This window comes from Pedobacter sp. 01N310, assembly GCF_056399805.1.
The window spans coordinates 128,716-144,092 of the sequence record NZ_JBFTSB010000008.1; the positions used below are offsets into that span (position 1 = coordinate 128,716).

General features: G+C 38.5%; 15 protein-coding genes. 5 read left to right on the forward strand and 10 right to left on the reverse strand.

Going from position 1 to position 15,377, the window contains the following annotated elements:
• Window positions 1-4: 4 nt before the first annotated feature.
• From infB to AC1DNH_RS17135, 4 genes are all read right to left on the reverse strand, one after another.
• Window positions 5-3,091 (reverse strand): translation initiation factor IF-2, encoded by a 3,087-nt coding sequence (infB, locus tag AC1DNH_RS17120; protein ID WP_477625532.1) that lies wholly within the window; start codon window positions 3,089-3,091, stop codon window positions 5-7.
• Between the two features lie 63 nt (window positions 3,092-3,154).
• Entirely contained in the window at window positions 3,155-4,399 is a 1,245-nt protein-coding gene (gene nusA, locus AC1DNH_RS17125) for a transcription termination factor NusA (RefSeq protein ID WP_029274497.1), read from the reverse strand.
• A 2-nt stretch (window positions 4,400-4,401) separates the two neighbouring features.
• The gene (rimP, locus tag AC1DNH_RS17130) at window positions 4,402-4,866 is read right to left on the reverse strand and encodes a ribosome assembly cofactor RimP (RefSeq protein ID WP_477578882.1); all 465 of its coding nucleotides are present in this window, start codon (window positions 4,864-4,866) and stop codon (window positions 4,402-4,404) included.
• Window positions 4,867-4,987: 121 nt separating this feature from the next.
• Entirely contained in the window at window positions 4,988-5,419 is a 432-nt protein-coding gene (locus tag AC1DNH_RS17135) for a hypothetical protein (protein ID WP_477578884.1), read from the reverse strand.
• Window positions 5,420-5,437: 18 nt separating this feature from the next.
• On the opposite strand from AC1DNH_RS17135, the gene AC1DNH_RS17140 reads away from it, so the two are divergent.
• Window positions 5,438-5,782 (forward strand): phage holin family protein, encoded by a 345-nt coding sequence (locus tag AC1DNH_RS17140; protein ID WP_057931556.1) that lies wholly within the window; start codon window positions 5,438-5,440, stop codon window positions 5,780-5,782.
• Between the two features lie 67 nt (window positions 5,783-5,849).
• Here the strand turns inward: AC1DNH_RS17140 and AC1DNH_RS17145 are convergent, their stop codons facing one another.
• The 4 genes from AC1DNH_RS17145 to panC form a co-directional block, all read right to left on the reverse strand.
• On the reverse strand, window positions 5,850-6,989 hold the full coding sequence (locus tag AC1DNH_RS17145; protein ID WP_477578886.1) for an acyl-CoA dehydrogenase: 1,140 nt from the start codon (window positions 6,987-6,989) through the stop codon (window positions 5,850-5,852).
• A 455-nt stretch (window positions 6,990-7,444) separates the two neighbouring features.
• Complete coding sequence (locus AC1DNH_RS17150) at window positions 7,445-8,425, reverse strand: lysylphosphatidylglycerol synthase transmembrane domain-containing protein (RefSeq protein WP_477578887.1); 981 nt, start codon at window positions 8,423-8,425, stop codon at window positions 7,445-7,447.
• Between the two features lie 4 nt (window positions 8,426-8,429).
• Window positions 8,430-8,780, reverse strand: a complete 351-nt coding sequence (gene panD / locus AC1DNH_RS17155; RefSeq protein ID WP_029274491.1) for an aspartate 1-decarboxylase — start codon at window positions 8,778-8,780, stop codon at window positions 8,430-8,432.
• 94 nt (window positions 8,781-8,874) lie between these two features.
• On the reverse strand, window positions 8,875-9,720 hold the full coding sequence (gene panC / locus AC1DNH_RS17160) for a pantoate--beta-alanine ligase (RefSeq protein ID WP_477578889.1): 846 nt from the start codon (window positions 9,718-9,720) through the stop codon (window positions 8,875-8,877).
• A gap of 149 nt (window positions 9,721-9,869) precedes the next feature.
• Here panC and AC1DNH_RS17165 point away from each other — a divergent pair, with 149 nt between their 5' ends.
• Window positions 9,870-10,694 (forward strand): glycogen/starch synthase, encoded by an 825-nt coding sequence (locus AC1DNH_RS17165; RefSeq protein ID WP_477578891.1) that lies wholly within the window; start codon window positions 9,870-9,872, stop codon window positions 10,692-10,694.
• A gap of 22 nt (window positions 10,695-10,716) precedes the next feature.
• Window positions 10,717-12,150, forward strand: coding sequence for a DUF4270 domain-containing protein (locus AC1DNH_RS17170; protein WP_477578893.1), 1,434 nt, complete (start codon window positions 10,717-10,719; stop codon window positions 12,148-12,150).
• A gap of 141 nt (window positions 12,151-12,291) precedes the next feature.
• On the opposite strand, the gene AC1DNH_RS17175 is transcribed toward AC1DNH_RS17170, so the two are convergent.
• Together AC1DNH_RS17175 and mutY are read right to left on the reverse strand one after the other, a co-directional pair.
• A complete protein-coding gene (locus tag AC1DNH_RS17175; protein ID WP_029274486.1) occupies window positions 12,292-12,729 on the reverse strand; it encodes a single-stranded DNA-binding protein in 438 nt (145 codons plus the stop codon).
• A 56-nt stretch (window positions 12,730-12,785) separates the two neighbouring features.
• The gene (gene mutY, locus AC1DNH_RS17180) at window positions 12,786-13,847 is read right to left on the reverse strand and encodes an A/G-specific adenine glycosylase (RefSeq protein ID WP_477578895.1); all 1,062 of its coding nucleotides are present in this window, start codon (window positions 13,845-13,847) and stop codon (window positions 12,786-12,788) included.
• 169 nt (window positions 13,848-14,016) lie between these two features.
• Here mutY and AC1DNH_RS17185 point away from each other — a divergent pair, with 169 nt between their 5' ends.
• Window positions 14,017-14,319 carry an HU family DNA-binding protein gene (locus AC1DNH_RS17185; RefSeq protein ID WP_025143406.1) on the forward strand — a complete coding sequence of 101 codons (303 nt, stop codon included), beginning with the start codon at window positions 14,017-14,019 and terminating at the stop codon, window positions 14,317-14,319.
• 9 nt (window positions 14,320-14,328) lie between these two features.
• Window positions 14,329-15,207: a tetratricopeptide repeat protein gene (locus AC1DNH_RS17190; RefSeq protein ID WP_477578897.1), complete on the forward strand. Its 879-nt coding sequence runs from the start codon at window positions 14,329-14,331 to the stop codon at window positions 15,205-15,207.
• Window positions 15,208-15,377: the final 170 nt, after the last annotated feature.

Here is a 15,377-nt window from a genome sequence, read left to right on the forward strand (position 1 = left end):
CCGATTACAGTTTTCTAGCTACTTCTACTTGTTCGTAAGCTTCTACAATATCGCCAACTTCGATGTTATTAAAGTTCTGAATGTTTAAACCACACTCGTAACCTTTATTAACCTCTTTCACGTCATCCTTAAAGCGTTTTAACGATGCCAGTTCACCGGTGTATACAACAACACCATCTCTAACGATACGGATCTTGCTGTTACGGGTAATCTTACCATCCAATACCATACAACCTGCAATGGTACCCACTTTAGTAATTTTGAAAGTTTCACGAATCTCAACGTTAGCCACAATTTTCTCTTCGAATTCCGGATCCAACATACCTTCCATCGCTGATTTAATCTCGTTGATTGCATCGTAGATGATAGAATATAAGCGGATATCGATCTGCTCAGCTTCTGCAAGTTTACGTGCACCTGTTGATGGACGAACCTGGAAACCAATAATAATCGCATCAGAAGCCGAAGCTAACAACACATCAGATTCTGAAATCTGACCAACACCTTTACTGATGATATTGATCTGGATTTGCTCAGTTGATAGTTTCAACAATGAATCGGCCAATGCCTCGATTGAACCATCCACATCACCTTTAACAATGATGTTAAGCTCTTTAAAGTTACCGATAGCCAAACGACGACCGATCTCATCCAATGTAATGTGTTTCTGCGTACGTAATCCCTGTTCGCGTTGTAACTGCATACGTTTGTTTGCAATATCACGTGCTTCGGTTTCACTTTCTAAAGCATTAAATCTATCGCCTGCTGTAGGTGCACCTTGCATACCCAAAACCTGTACCGGTTGTGATGGGCCTGCTGATTCTACCTTAGCACCACGCTCGTTGGTTAATGCTTTTACACGTCCACTATAACTACCCGCTAAGATTGGATCTCCCACTCTTAACGTACCGGCCTGAACCAATACCGTAGTTACAATACCACGTCCTTTATCCAATGCAGACTCGATTACAGTACCTGTAGCTCTCTTATTCGGATTCGCTTTCAGCTCTAATAATTCTGCTTCTAATAACACTTTATCTAAAAGTAAATCAACATTTAAGCCGCTTTTGCTTGAGATTTCCTGCGACTGATATTTACCGCCCCAATCTTCAACCAAGATATTCATTACTGATAATTGCTCGCGTACTTTATCTGCATTTGCACCTGGCTTATCTACTTTAGTGAAAGCAAATACCAATGGTACGCCTGCAGCCTGTGCGTGGTTAATCGCCTCTTTAGTTTGAGGCATCACCGCATCATCAGCTGCGATAACAATAATGGCAATATCGGCAGCCTTAGCACCACGTGCACGCATCGCTGTAAAGGCTTCGTGACCTGGAGTATCTAAGAAGGTTACTTTTTTACCGGTTGGTGTAGTTACCATGTAAGCACCAATGTGCTGGGTAATACCACCTGCCTCACCAGCTACCACGTTTGCTTTACGGATATAATCCAGCAATGAGGTTTTACCGTGATCGACGTGGCCCATAATCGTAACAACCGGAGCTCTCTCGATTAAATCTGCCTCGTTATCTTCTTCCTCAATTACATTTTCTTCATCCTCATCTGGTTTAACGAATTGAATTTCGTAACCAAACTCATCTGCAACAATGGTTAAGGTTTCAGCATCTAAACGCTGGTTAATGGAAACGAACATCCCTAGACTCATACAGGTACCAATAATTTTGGTAACTGGTACATCCATCATGCTCGCTAACTCATTAGCCGTAACAAATTCTGTTACTTTTAATATTTTCGATTGAGATTCAAGCTCATTTGCAGCCTCTTCTGCATTCGATGCTACATCATCACGTTTCTGACGACGTAATTTAGCACGTTGTGCAAATTTACCCGATTTACCAGCACCACTTAAACGGGCAAGTGTTGCTTTGATCTGATCTTGAATTTCTTTCTCAGTAGGTTCTTCTTTAGGTCCGCTTGGTGTAGCGTTTCTATTTTGGAAACCTGGTCTGTTATTGTTGTTATTTCTATTTCCTTGGTATGGAGTTCCGCCTTGTCCCGCTGGTCTGTTACCTTGGTATGGAGTTCCACCGCCTGGTCTGTTACCTTGATAAGGTGTACGAGGTTGCCCTGGTGTACCACTTTGACCTTGGCCCTGACCTGCAGGATTATTTTGTCCTTGCTGGCCTTGACCGCCGTGTTGACCTGGTTGGCCAGGTGCTCCTGGAGTTTTTTTGCGTTTACGCTTACGTTTAGCAGCTTCACTATCGCTAGATGATGCTACCGGACCGTTTCTTCTATCCGGAGTTGTTGGTAAAACAATTTTACCAATAATATTCGGACCGGTTAATTTAACGGTACGTGCTTTAATTACTTCAGGCTCGTTGCTTACCGGTTTTGCTTCAGCTGGTTTTTCTTCCACTTTAGGTTGTTCAACTGGTTTTACAGGCTCAGGTGCTTTAGCCACTGGTGGCGCTACAACCGGCGCTGGAGGAGCAGGTGTTTCTTCCTTTTTAACCTCAACCGGTTTCTCTTCCACTTTAGGTTGTTCAACTGGTTTTACAGGCTCAGGTGCTTTAACCACTGGCTGTTCTACTACAGGTGCAGCAGGTGTTTCTTCTTTCTTAGCCGGACGTGTTTTCGAGTTAAAATCGTTTAAATCGATCTTCCCTACAATTTTAACCCCTGGCAATCCAGTTTCTTCAACTTTATCTTCTGCCTTAGTTTCTTTTACTGGCTCTACTGCTGCCGCAGGGGCTGGTGTTTCTGCCTTAGGGGTTTCTACAACCTTTGGTTTCTCTACCGGAGGCGTAAATGATTGAGCATTTTTAATTAAAATCTCTTCATTTTTCTCAAAATCGGTATTCTTCTTCGGCGCTTCTACTGGCTTTTCAGTCTCAGGCTCGTCACGACGTATTTTACCAATCACTATTTGTTTGGCTTCTTCTCTTACGATCTTATCTCCCTGATACTCTTTCAATAAGGCATTATACATGTCTCCCGTAAGTTTAAACATAGGGCTCTTCTCGGCAGAGAATCCCTTTTTGTTTAAAAACTCAACGGCCGTACCCATGCCTATATTAAGTTCTTTAATAGCTTTAATTAAAATGATTGGTTTGTCGTCTGACATTTAGCTCCTGTTATTGTTTTTTTATTTAATACAAAAGTAGTGTTTATTTGGCAATTACACCACTTATTCAAATTCTGACTTCAAAATTTGAACCACTTCTTTAATGGTTTCCTCTTCAAGGTCGGTGCGTTTTACCAAATCTTCTACTGTAAGTGCTAGTACACTCTTAGCAGTATCGCAACCGATAGCCTTTAATTCATCAATGATCCAGCTATCAATCTCATCTGAGAATTCTTCTAAATCAACATCCTCGTCGTTTTCTTCTCCGGCTTCACGATACACATCAATTTCGTAGCCAGTTAACTTACCAGCCAGTTTAATATTGTGTCCGCCACGTCCAATTGCCAATGAAACCTGATCTGGTTTTAAGTAAACCGATGCATGTTTGGTTTCATCATCCAATTTAATAGAGGTGATTTTTGCCGGGCTTAAAGCACGGGTAATGTATAATGAAATATTATTGGTGAAATTAATCACATCAATGTTTTCGTTTTTCAATTCGCGAACGATACCGTGGATACGTGACCCTTTCATACCTACACACGCTCCAACTGGATCGATACGGTCATCGTACGATTCAACAGCAACTTTAGCACGTTCTCCTGGTTCGCGAACAATTTTCTTAACGGTAATTAAACCATCGAAAATTTCTGGAACTTCCTGTTCGAAAAGGCGTTGCAAAAATTCTGGTGCTGTTCTCGAAATGATAATTTTCGGGTTAGCGTTGATCATTTCTACTTTAGAGATCACTGCTCTTACAGAATCACCTTTTTTGAAATAATCTGCTGGAATCTGCTCTGTTTTAGGCATTAAAAGTTCGTTACCTTCATCATCTAAAACCAAAGTTTCTTTCTTCCAAACCTGGTAAACTTCACCTGTTACGATTTCGCCTACCCTATCTTTATATTTTTTGAAGATTTCGTCTTTCTCTAATTCCAATACTTTAGAAACCAAAGTTTGACGGGCAGCTAAAATTGCTCTACGGCCAAAACTTTCTAAAGTAATCTGCTCGATATAATCATCGCCAACTTCTAAAGTGCTATCTAATTTAGAAACTTCAGCAAGCTCGATCTCTAAATCATCATCCTCAGAAAATCCATCTTCCATTACTTTTCTAGTTCTCCAGATCTCCAAATCCCCGTTATCCGGATTCACGATAACATCACAGTTTTCGTCTGTTCCGTATTTTTTACGCAACATGCTACGAAAAACTTCTTCCAGCACACTGATCACCGTTGGGCGATCTATATTTTTGAAATCTTTAAACTCTTGAAAAGAGTCGATCAAATTAATTGTTGTAGTACTCATTTTTACTTAAATGAAATTAACACACTTGTTTCTAATATATCATTAAACGGAACATCTGTTTGAATTGCTACCGCCTTTTTCCCTTTTTCTTTAACCGATTCTTCAATCAGCAGATTATTTTCTGTAACCGAAAGCAGTTTCCCTTCTTTTTTTAATCCTTCTTTCAACTTAATGCTTACTGTACGGCCAATATTTTTATTGTATTGACGGATTAATTTTAAAGGCTCACCAACACCCGGCGAAGAAACTTCTAAATTATAAGCCTGTTCTATTGCGTTTTCTTCTTCGAGATGAAAACCAACATGCCTGCTTATGGCCACACAATCCTGTATGCTAATACCTTCGTCGCCATCAACATGGATAATTAATTTATTGTTTGGCAACATTTTTACTTCAACCAGAAAGAGTTCTGGCCGATCTGCTATTTTTTCCTCAACGAGGGCTGCAACTCTCTTTTCTACCTGCATATTTTAACCTGATTTCATAGAAAAAGGGGACACTGTCCCCTTCTCTTTTCTTCGATTACGATGCAAATGTAGTAATTTTTTAGAAAAAATCAAACACTTGCGCTAATTATTATGCTGATTATTACCGTTTAAGTGTTTGTTGCTGCGCTTTTAAATTCTGCTTACCCTTCCCCATAATCAGATCGCCCACGGTTGCAAATTTTATCCCGATGTAACTCTCAACCAGATATTCTTTACCCTTAAGAAATGGCTGATCGGGATTAAATACGAGTGAATCGCCTAGTATCTTAACCTTGCCGGGCACTTCCAGCTCATCCTGGATACTGTCCAGATCGCCCGGTTTTAGCAAAACAGAAACCAAATTAAGTGTATCTGCGTTAGCCTGATAGGCATTTTTAACCTGTAACAGACTCGCCTCATTAATATTTTTAATTATTATTGATGAACTATCCCCAGAAAACTTAATTATTGGCCTGTTGTTTGTATTCGAACATGAAAGTGCAAATATAACAACAGCAATTATGGCCTGGTATTTAAAAAAGCATTTGAACATTTACAAAAATAAACAATTATGAGATTTATTATCGAAATCCTTTTGATGGGATTAGCCTTTTTTATCGGCGCAAGAATAGTACCTGGCGTACATGTTGATAGTTATGCAACATCCATTATTGCTGCAGTACTGGTTGCACTTGCAAACTCGACCATTGGGTTCATTTTAAGATTATTAACATTCCCTGTTAATTTTTTAACGCTCGGACTGGTATCATTTATCATTACCGTTTTAATGATTTTATTGGTTGATAACATGATGACCTCTTTTAACACTTCAGGCTTTATCGCTGCTGCATTTTTGGCTATAGTTGTAGCTTTAATTAAAGCAGTGTTTAGCGCTGTAGTTGGGGAGAAGGAATAGTCCGAAGTCGTGAGTCTGTAGTCATGAGTCGGATTGGACTAAGGACTACAGACTTTTGACTAAACGACTAACGAATAACTTCTCTCGAAATCACCATTTTCTGAATCTCAGATGTACCTTCATAAATCTGGGTAATTTTAGCATCGCGCATTAACCGTTCTACGTGGTATTCTTTTACGAAACCGTAACCACCGTGCACTTGTACAGCTTCGATGGTTACATCCATCGCCACTTTTGAAGCAAAAAGCTTGGCCATAGAACCGGCCTGTGTATAAGGTAAACCCTGATCCTTTAACCAGGCAGCTTTATAAACCAATAACCTGGCGGCTTCGATCTGTGTAGCCATATCGGCCAGTTTAAAAGCAATGGCCTGATGTTCAGCAATTGGTTTGCCGAATGATTTACGCTCTTTAGCATACTGCGTGGCCAACTCGAAAGCCCCCTGTGCGATACCTAAAGCCTGGGCCGCAATACCGATCCTCCCGCCTTCTAAAGTTTTCATGGCAAACTTAAAACCAAAGCCATCTTCACCAATCCTATTTTCTTTTGGCACCTTCACATCGTTAAACATTAAAGAATGTGTATCAGATCCGCGGATGCCGAGTTTATTTTCTTTTGGTCCAACGGTAAAACCTTCCATCCCTTTCTCTACAATAAAAGCATTGATACCTTTATGCCTTAACTCTGGGTGGGTTTGCGCAATAACCAGATAGGTTGATGCAGTACCGCCGTTGGTGATCCAGTTTTTTGTACCGTTCAGTAGATAATAATCGCCTTTATCTTCAGCGGTCGTACGTTGCGAGGTAGCATCAGATCCGGCTTCGGGCTCCGATAAACAAAATGCGCCTATTTTTTCTCCAGCTGCAAGCGGCTTTAAATATTTTTCTTTTTGGGCTTCACTGCCATAGGCCTCTAATCCATAGCAAACTAACGAGTTGTTTACCGAAACAACAACAGATGCGGAAGCATCGATTTTAGATAGCTCTTCCATTACCAAAACGTAAGAAATGGCATCGAGTCCGCTTCCATTATATTTTTCGTTCACCATCATTCCCAGGAAACCAAGTTCTCCAAGTTTTTTTACCTGCTCGGCCGGAAATTTCTGATGTTCGTCTCGTTCGATTACACCCGGCTTTAATTCTTGCTGCGCGAAATCGCGGGCAGCTTGCCGAATCATTAATTGCTCTTCACTTAATTCAAAATGCATAACATTTATGTATAAAAGGTTAGTAAATCAAATGTAGCATTAATGATCGAAATTACTATGGTTGCATAGTAATTTATTTTTAAATTCATTGGTTGTTATATTGGTGTATTTAGTACCGGCCTATTATAGCTTTAAACAGATGTTTCGGTTATTTTTTGGAAAGCAAGAGCAGTAATTCTTGGGCTCCGATAGCCCTGCCCTGTGCTTTATCCGGTGAAACCTGTGAAACAAGCAAGCACACAAAAAAATAAAAAAGTATAGTGCTTAAACCGGGATAACGCTGTCGGTCAGGTTTATTTAACCAAAGGTAGCTTGTACTATTAAGCCATATTTATTTGCTTGTATGATCTGCGTTAACGATGGAAGCGGCATCCTTTTTGGCTGTCATCCGGAGCGTAGTAGAAGGGCAGCCAAAAAGATACAGCGAACAGCGTGTTAAAACGCCCACAAAAAGATTATTTAGTCACCCTTTTAGTCAAGATGAGCCCAAGGCTTAAACTTCCTAAAACAAGAATCAATAAAACCTGCGAAGAATGAATGATGGTTGAGTAAGCCAAACCATCTTTAAAAGATATGCCATACAGCACCAAAGACTGCGCAACCATCCAGTGGAAAATACCAATACCGCCCTGAACAGGGGCTGCCATAGCAAAACCAGAAAATACAATTGCGGTAAATGCAGCGTTAAAATGTAATCCTGAAGTAGCTTGAATAGAAGAAAAGGCGAAATACATAGAAAGTGAGTAGAAAAGCCATATCCCTAGTGTATAGGTTAAAAATAATCCTTTTTGTTTTAACTTGCTATATGAGCCAAATCCCTGGCGCAGGCTTACAAAAATACGCAAGAATTTTTTACTGAATTTTTGGCGGAGAAAATATATTGCAACAGCAATGAGCAGCAAAATAATGATACCCAAACCAACTAACCACAAATAATTAATCGTACTTAATTTTTTAATAAGATTGACGTATATGGTTTGATAAAGAAAATCGGCTACCATATCATACTGAAAAATCAGCATTGCCAAACTGGTGAGAAAAAGCATCAGCACATCAAATAGCCGTTCGGTAATTACGGTACCTATAGAAGCAAACATGGGTACCTTTTCGGCTTTGTGAATAACCGAACAACGGCCAATCTCTCCGAAGCGCGGTAAAGCAAGGTTAGCCAGATAGCCGATTATTACGGCATGGTAAGCATTCCAGAAACTCACTTTGTAATGAATAGATTTGTACAGCATTTGCCAGCGCAAAGCACGTAATACATGTGCAATCCATACGGCAAATGCAGAAGTAATTACCCAAAAGTAGTTGGCGGTTTTAATTTCCTGCCAGATCTTTCCTAAATCCTGACCTCTAAAAGCTAAATATAAAACCCCTATCCCGATTAAAAACAGGATGATATATTTTAGCGCTGTTTTGAGGTCGAATATCACAAGGTTATTTTAGCAAGTGGTTGTTATCGTCAGGAAAAACCAATATTGGATTGTATTTTTTGGCTTCTTCTATTGGTAATGAGCCATACGACATAATGATGAGAATGTCGCCAAGCTGAGCCAAACGGGCTGTTGCGCCATTTAAACAGATGGTTCCGGTACCGCGTTCGCCTTTAATCACATAAGTTTCGAAACGTGCACCATTATTATTATTTACAATCTGCACCTTTTCATTAGCGATAATGTTAGCTGCATCCATCAAATCTTCATCTATCGTAATACTGCCTACATAGTTCAATTCGGCTTGTGTTACCCTAACACGGTGTATTTTCGATTTTAATATTGTGATAACCATTCGGCAAAGTTAGTAATCAGTTTGGAGTTTTCAGTCATCAGTTTGGAGTTTCGCAAATCGGTAAATTCTGATTCTTGATACGCACATCTTGACTTTACTTAATAATCATATTATCGATCAGCCTGGTTGAACCTACTTTTGCTGCAACCAGCGCAATCAGGTTATTTTCATGTTTTGATTTGGCTGGTTCCAGTGTATCGCCATTGGCAATGGTAAAATAGTCCAGTTCAACACCATCAATATTATGGTAAAATGCTTTGGCCTTATCTTCTAATTCGGATAGTGAATATTCGTTAAAATGATCAACAACGAACTGCAGCGATTTACTCAGCACGAGCGAATGTTTGCGATCATCGGCCGATAAATGGATATTTCGGCTGCTCATGGCTAAACCATCGGCTTCGCGGATAATCGGACAGGTAATAATGGTGATGGGCAGCTTAAAATAAGCCAGCATATTCTTGATCATTAATACCTGTTGGAAATCTTTTTGTCCGAACATGGCTACATCTGGCTCAACGGCATCAAACAATTTTTTTACAATCTGCGTTACACCTTGATAGTGGCCCTTTCTAAATTCGCCTTCCAACAGAAATTCGGCATTACCCAAATCAATGCGCCAAGCCTCGTCGGCCCCGGCAGGATACATTTCATCTACATTAGGCATAAATACACCGTTACAACCAGCATCGGCCAGCATGGCTAAATCGTGTTCGATTGGGCGCGGGTATTTCTCTAAATCTTTGGGATCTGTAAACTGCGTTGGATTTACAAATATGCTACAGATAATGATATCTGCATTTTGTTGGGCCATTTTTATCAACGATATATGACCATTGTGCAAGGCACCCATGGTAGGCACAAGTGCTATTTTTTTACCTGATGCTTTTAAGGGTTTTAAAAAAGCCTTAAGTGCTGCTTTGGTTTTAAATATTTCCAATTTGGACAAACTAAATTAAAGCCGTAAAGGTGTAAATTAATCTAAACGAAACCAAACAAATGCTTGCTATATTGATAAATAGTATTATTATGCTTACCTTTGCAGCTCATTATCTTTTATTTAACTTAATATTTTCTTAGAATATGGAGATGGCCAAAACGAAGCTGCTGATTGTTACACACGAGATGTCGCCTTTCCTCGAGCTTACTAAAATTTCTGAAATCACGCGCCAATTACCACAAGCAATGCAAGAAAAAGGATTCGAAATCCGCATCTTAATGCCTAAATTTGGTAACATCAACGAAAGAAGAAATCGTTTACACGAAGTAATCCGCTTATCAGGAATGAACATCATTATCGATGACAACGATAATCCTTTAATCATTAAAGTAGCCTCCATCCCAGCTGCACGCATGCAGGTTTATTTCTTAGACAATGAAGAATATTTCCAACGCAAACAAGTGTTTAGAGATGCAAGCGGGAAATTCTTCGACGACAATGATGAACGCACAATTTTCTTTTGCAAAGGCGCATTGGAAACCGTTAAAAAATTAGGCTGGGCGCCAGATATTGTTCACTGTCATGGCTGGATGAGTGCATTAGTTCCTGCCTATATCAAAACAACTTATAAAAATGATCCTACTTTTAAAAATTCTAAAGTAGTATATTCTGTTTATGAGGATGGCTTTACAGAGAAATTAAATGCTAATTTCGCGAATAAAGCAGTAATGGCCAATATGACCGAGGATGATACTAAAGCATTCTTGCCATCTGATTGCGACAGCATGCACATTGGTGCGATAACACATTCTGATGCAGTAGTTTTAGCAGATGAAAACCTAAATGCAGCTATGTTAAAATTTGTTAAAGATTCCAATAAGCCAACATTAGCTTTTAACTTAACCGAGAATTTCGAAAACTTCTATACTTTTTATGAAGAAATTTCGAATGACGAACTGGTTTCACTTGCTTAATTAAGGTATTATTATTTTAAATATGAAATTTACAAAACAAGACTTATTAACCCTGTTGATAGGTCTTTTTCTTTTTGCATCGTGCAAAAACCCTGATGGTGTTGGTTTAGATGTAGATCCGAACGCTGCAATTACCGGAACGCTGGTGGTATCGCCGGTTAAGGCTCAACTTGTACAAGAAGACGCTGCCAATACCTACGGATTAAACCGTTATCCATTGGGATACATGGTAGACCCTACCTTTGGAAAAACCGAGGCAGCTTTAGCATTAACGGTTTACCCAATTGTTAATACAGATTTCGGTACCACTCCAGTATTAGATTCTGCAGTTTTGGTATTAAAATTAGATACAACATCTACACTAACCAAATTTTATGGCGATACCACCAATTCTAAATACAGTATTGATGTTTATCAGTTAGCTAATAAGGTTACGAATTATAAAAGCTCTGATGTACAAGCGATTAACAACACACTTTTAGGCAATTTTACAGGTAAACTGGCGCCGAATACTAAAAGAAAAATATCTATTATTGTTCCAGGCAAAGCTGATACTCTAAAAACTGTACCTGCACAGATCAGAATTCCTTTAAACAAGGCATTTATACAAAACGCCATATTAAACTTAGGCACCGCAGGAACATCCACAAATGCAAAATTTATAGACGCATTTAAAGGCTTATATGCTCAGGTAAATAAAACATCTTCAACAGGGGTTGGAGGTATTGCCTTTTTCAATTTCACAGGCACCGATTCATATTTACAACTGGTTTGGAAAAAAACCAATTCATCAAGCGGAATAGACACCAATAGTGTTAACTTTCCAATTGGAGCGTTGGTTCAAAATAGCAGTAGTGGCAGTTCAATTTCCGGAATAGCCGCAAACATTAAGCACGATTATACCGGCACGGAAGTGCAAAAACAAATTGATGTTGCAGTTCCAACAGATCCGGCTCAACAATATAATGTTACTTACTTACAAGGCTTAGCCGGTGTAAAAACCAAGTTAACCTTCCCAGCATTAACAAGCTTTAAGGATACTTACGGGAAAGCAATTATCAATAAGGCAGAATTAGTTGTAGAGATAGGTGAAAATGCACCAGCATATCCTTTTAATGCTGCTCAACGACTTTCTTTATATCGTTGGGATATTGCGCATCAACCAGCCGATATACCTGATTTTACAACTTTTTCAAGCAGTGCTTCAGGGGGTGCAGCACTTTTTGGCGGTTATTTCGATTCGTTAAAGAAACGTTATATTTTTATCATAACCAGTTACGTTCAGAGCTTGATTGATAAAAACGTTGAAGATTATGGCACATTCCTAGCTCCTACATCTTATACCGATTTCCAGAGAACACCTACTGCTACATCTGCAGAAAGATCGATTATAGGCGCTAGCAGCTCAACTGCTAATAAGATAAAGTTAAATATTTATTATACTAAAATTAATTAACGATTTTAGTGTAATCATAAAAACTCTTGCTAGCAAAACTGGCAGGAGTTTTTTTGTATCATTATTTTATGGCTACGGAATAAAAGCGCATAAAAAAAGCTACCTCTCATCAGGTAGCTTTTTTATGTATTTTAACTTTAATTAAAAGGGAAGATCTCCATTCTCATCTGATGGACCAATTGTAAATTCATCTTCAATTTTAGCTTCAGAACTTTGATGCGTTGGTGTAGTTGGACTTTGCTCGAAATCGCTTTTTCTGCCTAACATGGTAAAGTTTTCGGCCACAATTTCTGTTACATATTTTTTAACCTTTTCTTTGTCTTCAAAGGATCTTGTTCTTAATTTGCCCTCTATGTAAACCAGTTTACCTTTCTGAAGGTATTTGGAAGCAACCTCTGCTAAGCCACGCCATAACACAATATTGTGCCATTCCGTTTGTTCTACTCTTTTACCGTCTTTGTTGTATGTTTCCGAGGTAGCTAATGGAAAACTGGCTACTGTTACGCCACCGTCTAAATGTCGCACTTCAGGGTCTTTGCCTAAATGGCCTACTAAAATAACTTTGTTAATCCCAGACATAAATATTTTTGGTTAGTTGTTTCGTTTTCTAAGTGCGCACCGAATAAGATGGTTAGTTATTCCATTTTGTTCTTATAAAAATATTCCAGAACAAAATCATGGATTACTTTTGGCTGCGGTAACTCATCTAATTTACTTAAAGAAACCCAATTAAGTTCCTTTTGTTTATTAAAGTTAAATATATAATTTTTTAATGCAAAAAATTGTACATGGATTATTTGGTGAGTTAATATGTGCTTTTTGGCTCTTATAAATGTAAAATCGGCGTTGTTTCCGAATACAGATTTTACCCGATCGATGAATAATGAATCGCTCCACTCGCATTCTTCTGTAGTTTCCACGCTAGGGAAATCATATAAATGCTGCCATATATCCCCTGCTTGCCTTTCCCTGATCAATACTTTTTCATCTTCAAAACAAACAAAATAATTAATATACCGGTGTTTTTGTTCGGCTTTGCGGATTTTAACCGGTAGCATATTTACCTGGCCATGGTTAAAAGCATAACACTCCTGACTAAGTGAGCAAACGCTACAATTGGGCGATTTTGGCTTGCACTGCATGGCTCCAAACTCCATAACAGCCTGGTTATATAGCGCAGGGTCATCTTTGTAGAGCAAATCATTTGCTAACGCATAAAACTCTTTTTTGCCGGCCGGGCTATTTATTGGCGTAGCTAAACCATAGAACCTGGAGAGTACCCGAAATACATTTCCATCTACCACAGCCCGTGCTTCTCCAGTCGAAAATGAGGAAATGGCAGCAGCTGTATATTCACCAATCCCTTTTAATTTTATGAGCTCATCATGCAGATTTGGGAAGATTCCATGATAATCTTTCACCACAATTTGAGCGGTTGCATGCATATTCCTGCCCCTCGAGTAATAACCCAGTCCTTGCCAAAGCTTCAAAACTTTGGCTTCGGTAGCACTGGCAAAATCGGCAACTGTAGGGAAATTCTCTAAAAACCTATTAAAGTACGGAAGCCCTTGTTCTACTCGTGTTTGTTGTAATATAACCTCTGATAACCAGATGGTATAAGCATCATTGGTATGCCTCCAGGGCAAATCTCTCTTATTTATCAGGTACCAATTGATGAGTTCATTTTGAAATATCATTACTGCAAATTACGGTCTATTTATCCGATTAAAAAAAAACTTGCAATTGCCTGATAAGTCTAGTGATAAAAAAATCATCTTTTATTTCCCTATCTCATTAAAAAGCAATACTTTTGCAACCCCAAAACAGTAGTAATATTAAAACATAATATATAATAAATAATAAAATATGACTAAGGCAGATATTATTTCAGAAATATCAACAAAAACCGGAATTGAGAAGGTTGATGTACAGGAAACAGTTGAGGCATTTTTCAAGGTTATCAAAACCAGCATGATTGGCGGTGAAAATGTATACGTAAGAGGCTTCGGAAGCTTTGTTGTTAAAAAGAGAGCGCAAAAAACTGCGAGAAATATCTCAAAAAATACTGCAATAATTATCCCAGAACACTTCGTTCCTAGCTTTAAACCAGCAAAAGTATTTGTTGATAAAGTAAAAAGCAATTCAAAAAAAATTAACGTAGAAGCCTAAGTCTTATATATGAATAGCAATATCAGATCAAAACAAACCATAGTTATTGGAGCGATTGTATTGCTTGTTGCATTCTTATTTACAAGAGACATTAAGGGTTTGGTTAAACCAACGGAAGAAAATGGAAAAATGCCTTCAAGTGGCCCAATGGCCAGAGCAGCTTCTCCATCAAATACATCGGTACTAAACCTCGAAACTTCGTCTACTGCTGCAAAGAATGTAATCAATAAGAATTTGGCTACAGACATTACAGCTTTAGAAAACAGCTACAAAGGCGCAAATGGCGCAGAGAAGATTGAACTTGCTAAACAACTGGCTCAGAAATGGGACGATGTTGAGCAAATTACGCCATCTGCACTGTATTTAGAAGTTGTAGCCGAAGGCGAACCATCATCAAAATCGTGGTTAGCTGCCGGTAATCAATTTATAAAAGCTTTTGAAAGCACACAAGATAGCATAGCGCAACCTGCTTTATTGCAGAAAGCCAATGTATCTTACAAAAATGCATTAGAGAAAGACTCTACAAACATTGAAGCTAAAACAGGCTTAGGTATAACGATAGTAAACGGCTTAGGCGCACCAATGCAAGGTATTGCAATGTTGTTAGAAGTTGTTGCTAAAGAACCTAAAAATGTAAAGGCCAATATGAATTTAGGATTGTTCTCTATAAAATCAGGTCAGTTTGATAAAGCAATTCCTCGTTTTAATACCGTAATTGCCGCTGCTCCAACTCCTGAAGCCTATTTTTATTTAGGAACAGCTTTAGAAAATTTAGGCAGAAATAAAGAAGCAGTAAATGCTTACCTATCAAGCAAAAAATTAGCGGCTAACCCAACCTTATCTTCATTCATTGATAAGAAGGTGGCTGAACTAAAGAATAAAAATTAATTAACAGATTAATAAAAACATTTAAAACTTAAAACTATGCCAAGCGGTAAAAAAAGAAAGAGACATAAAATGGCTACCCACAAACGTAAAAAACGTTTAAGAAAAAACAGACATAAGAAAAAATAGTTTCTTATTTGATAAAGCCAGTTAAACCTCATAGTAAACACTAT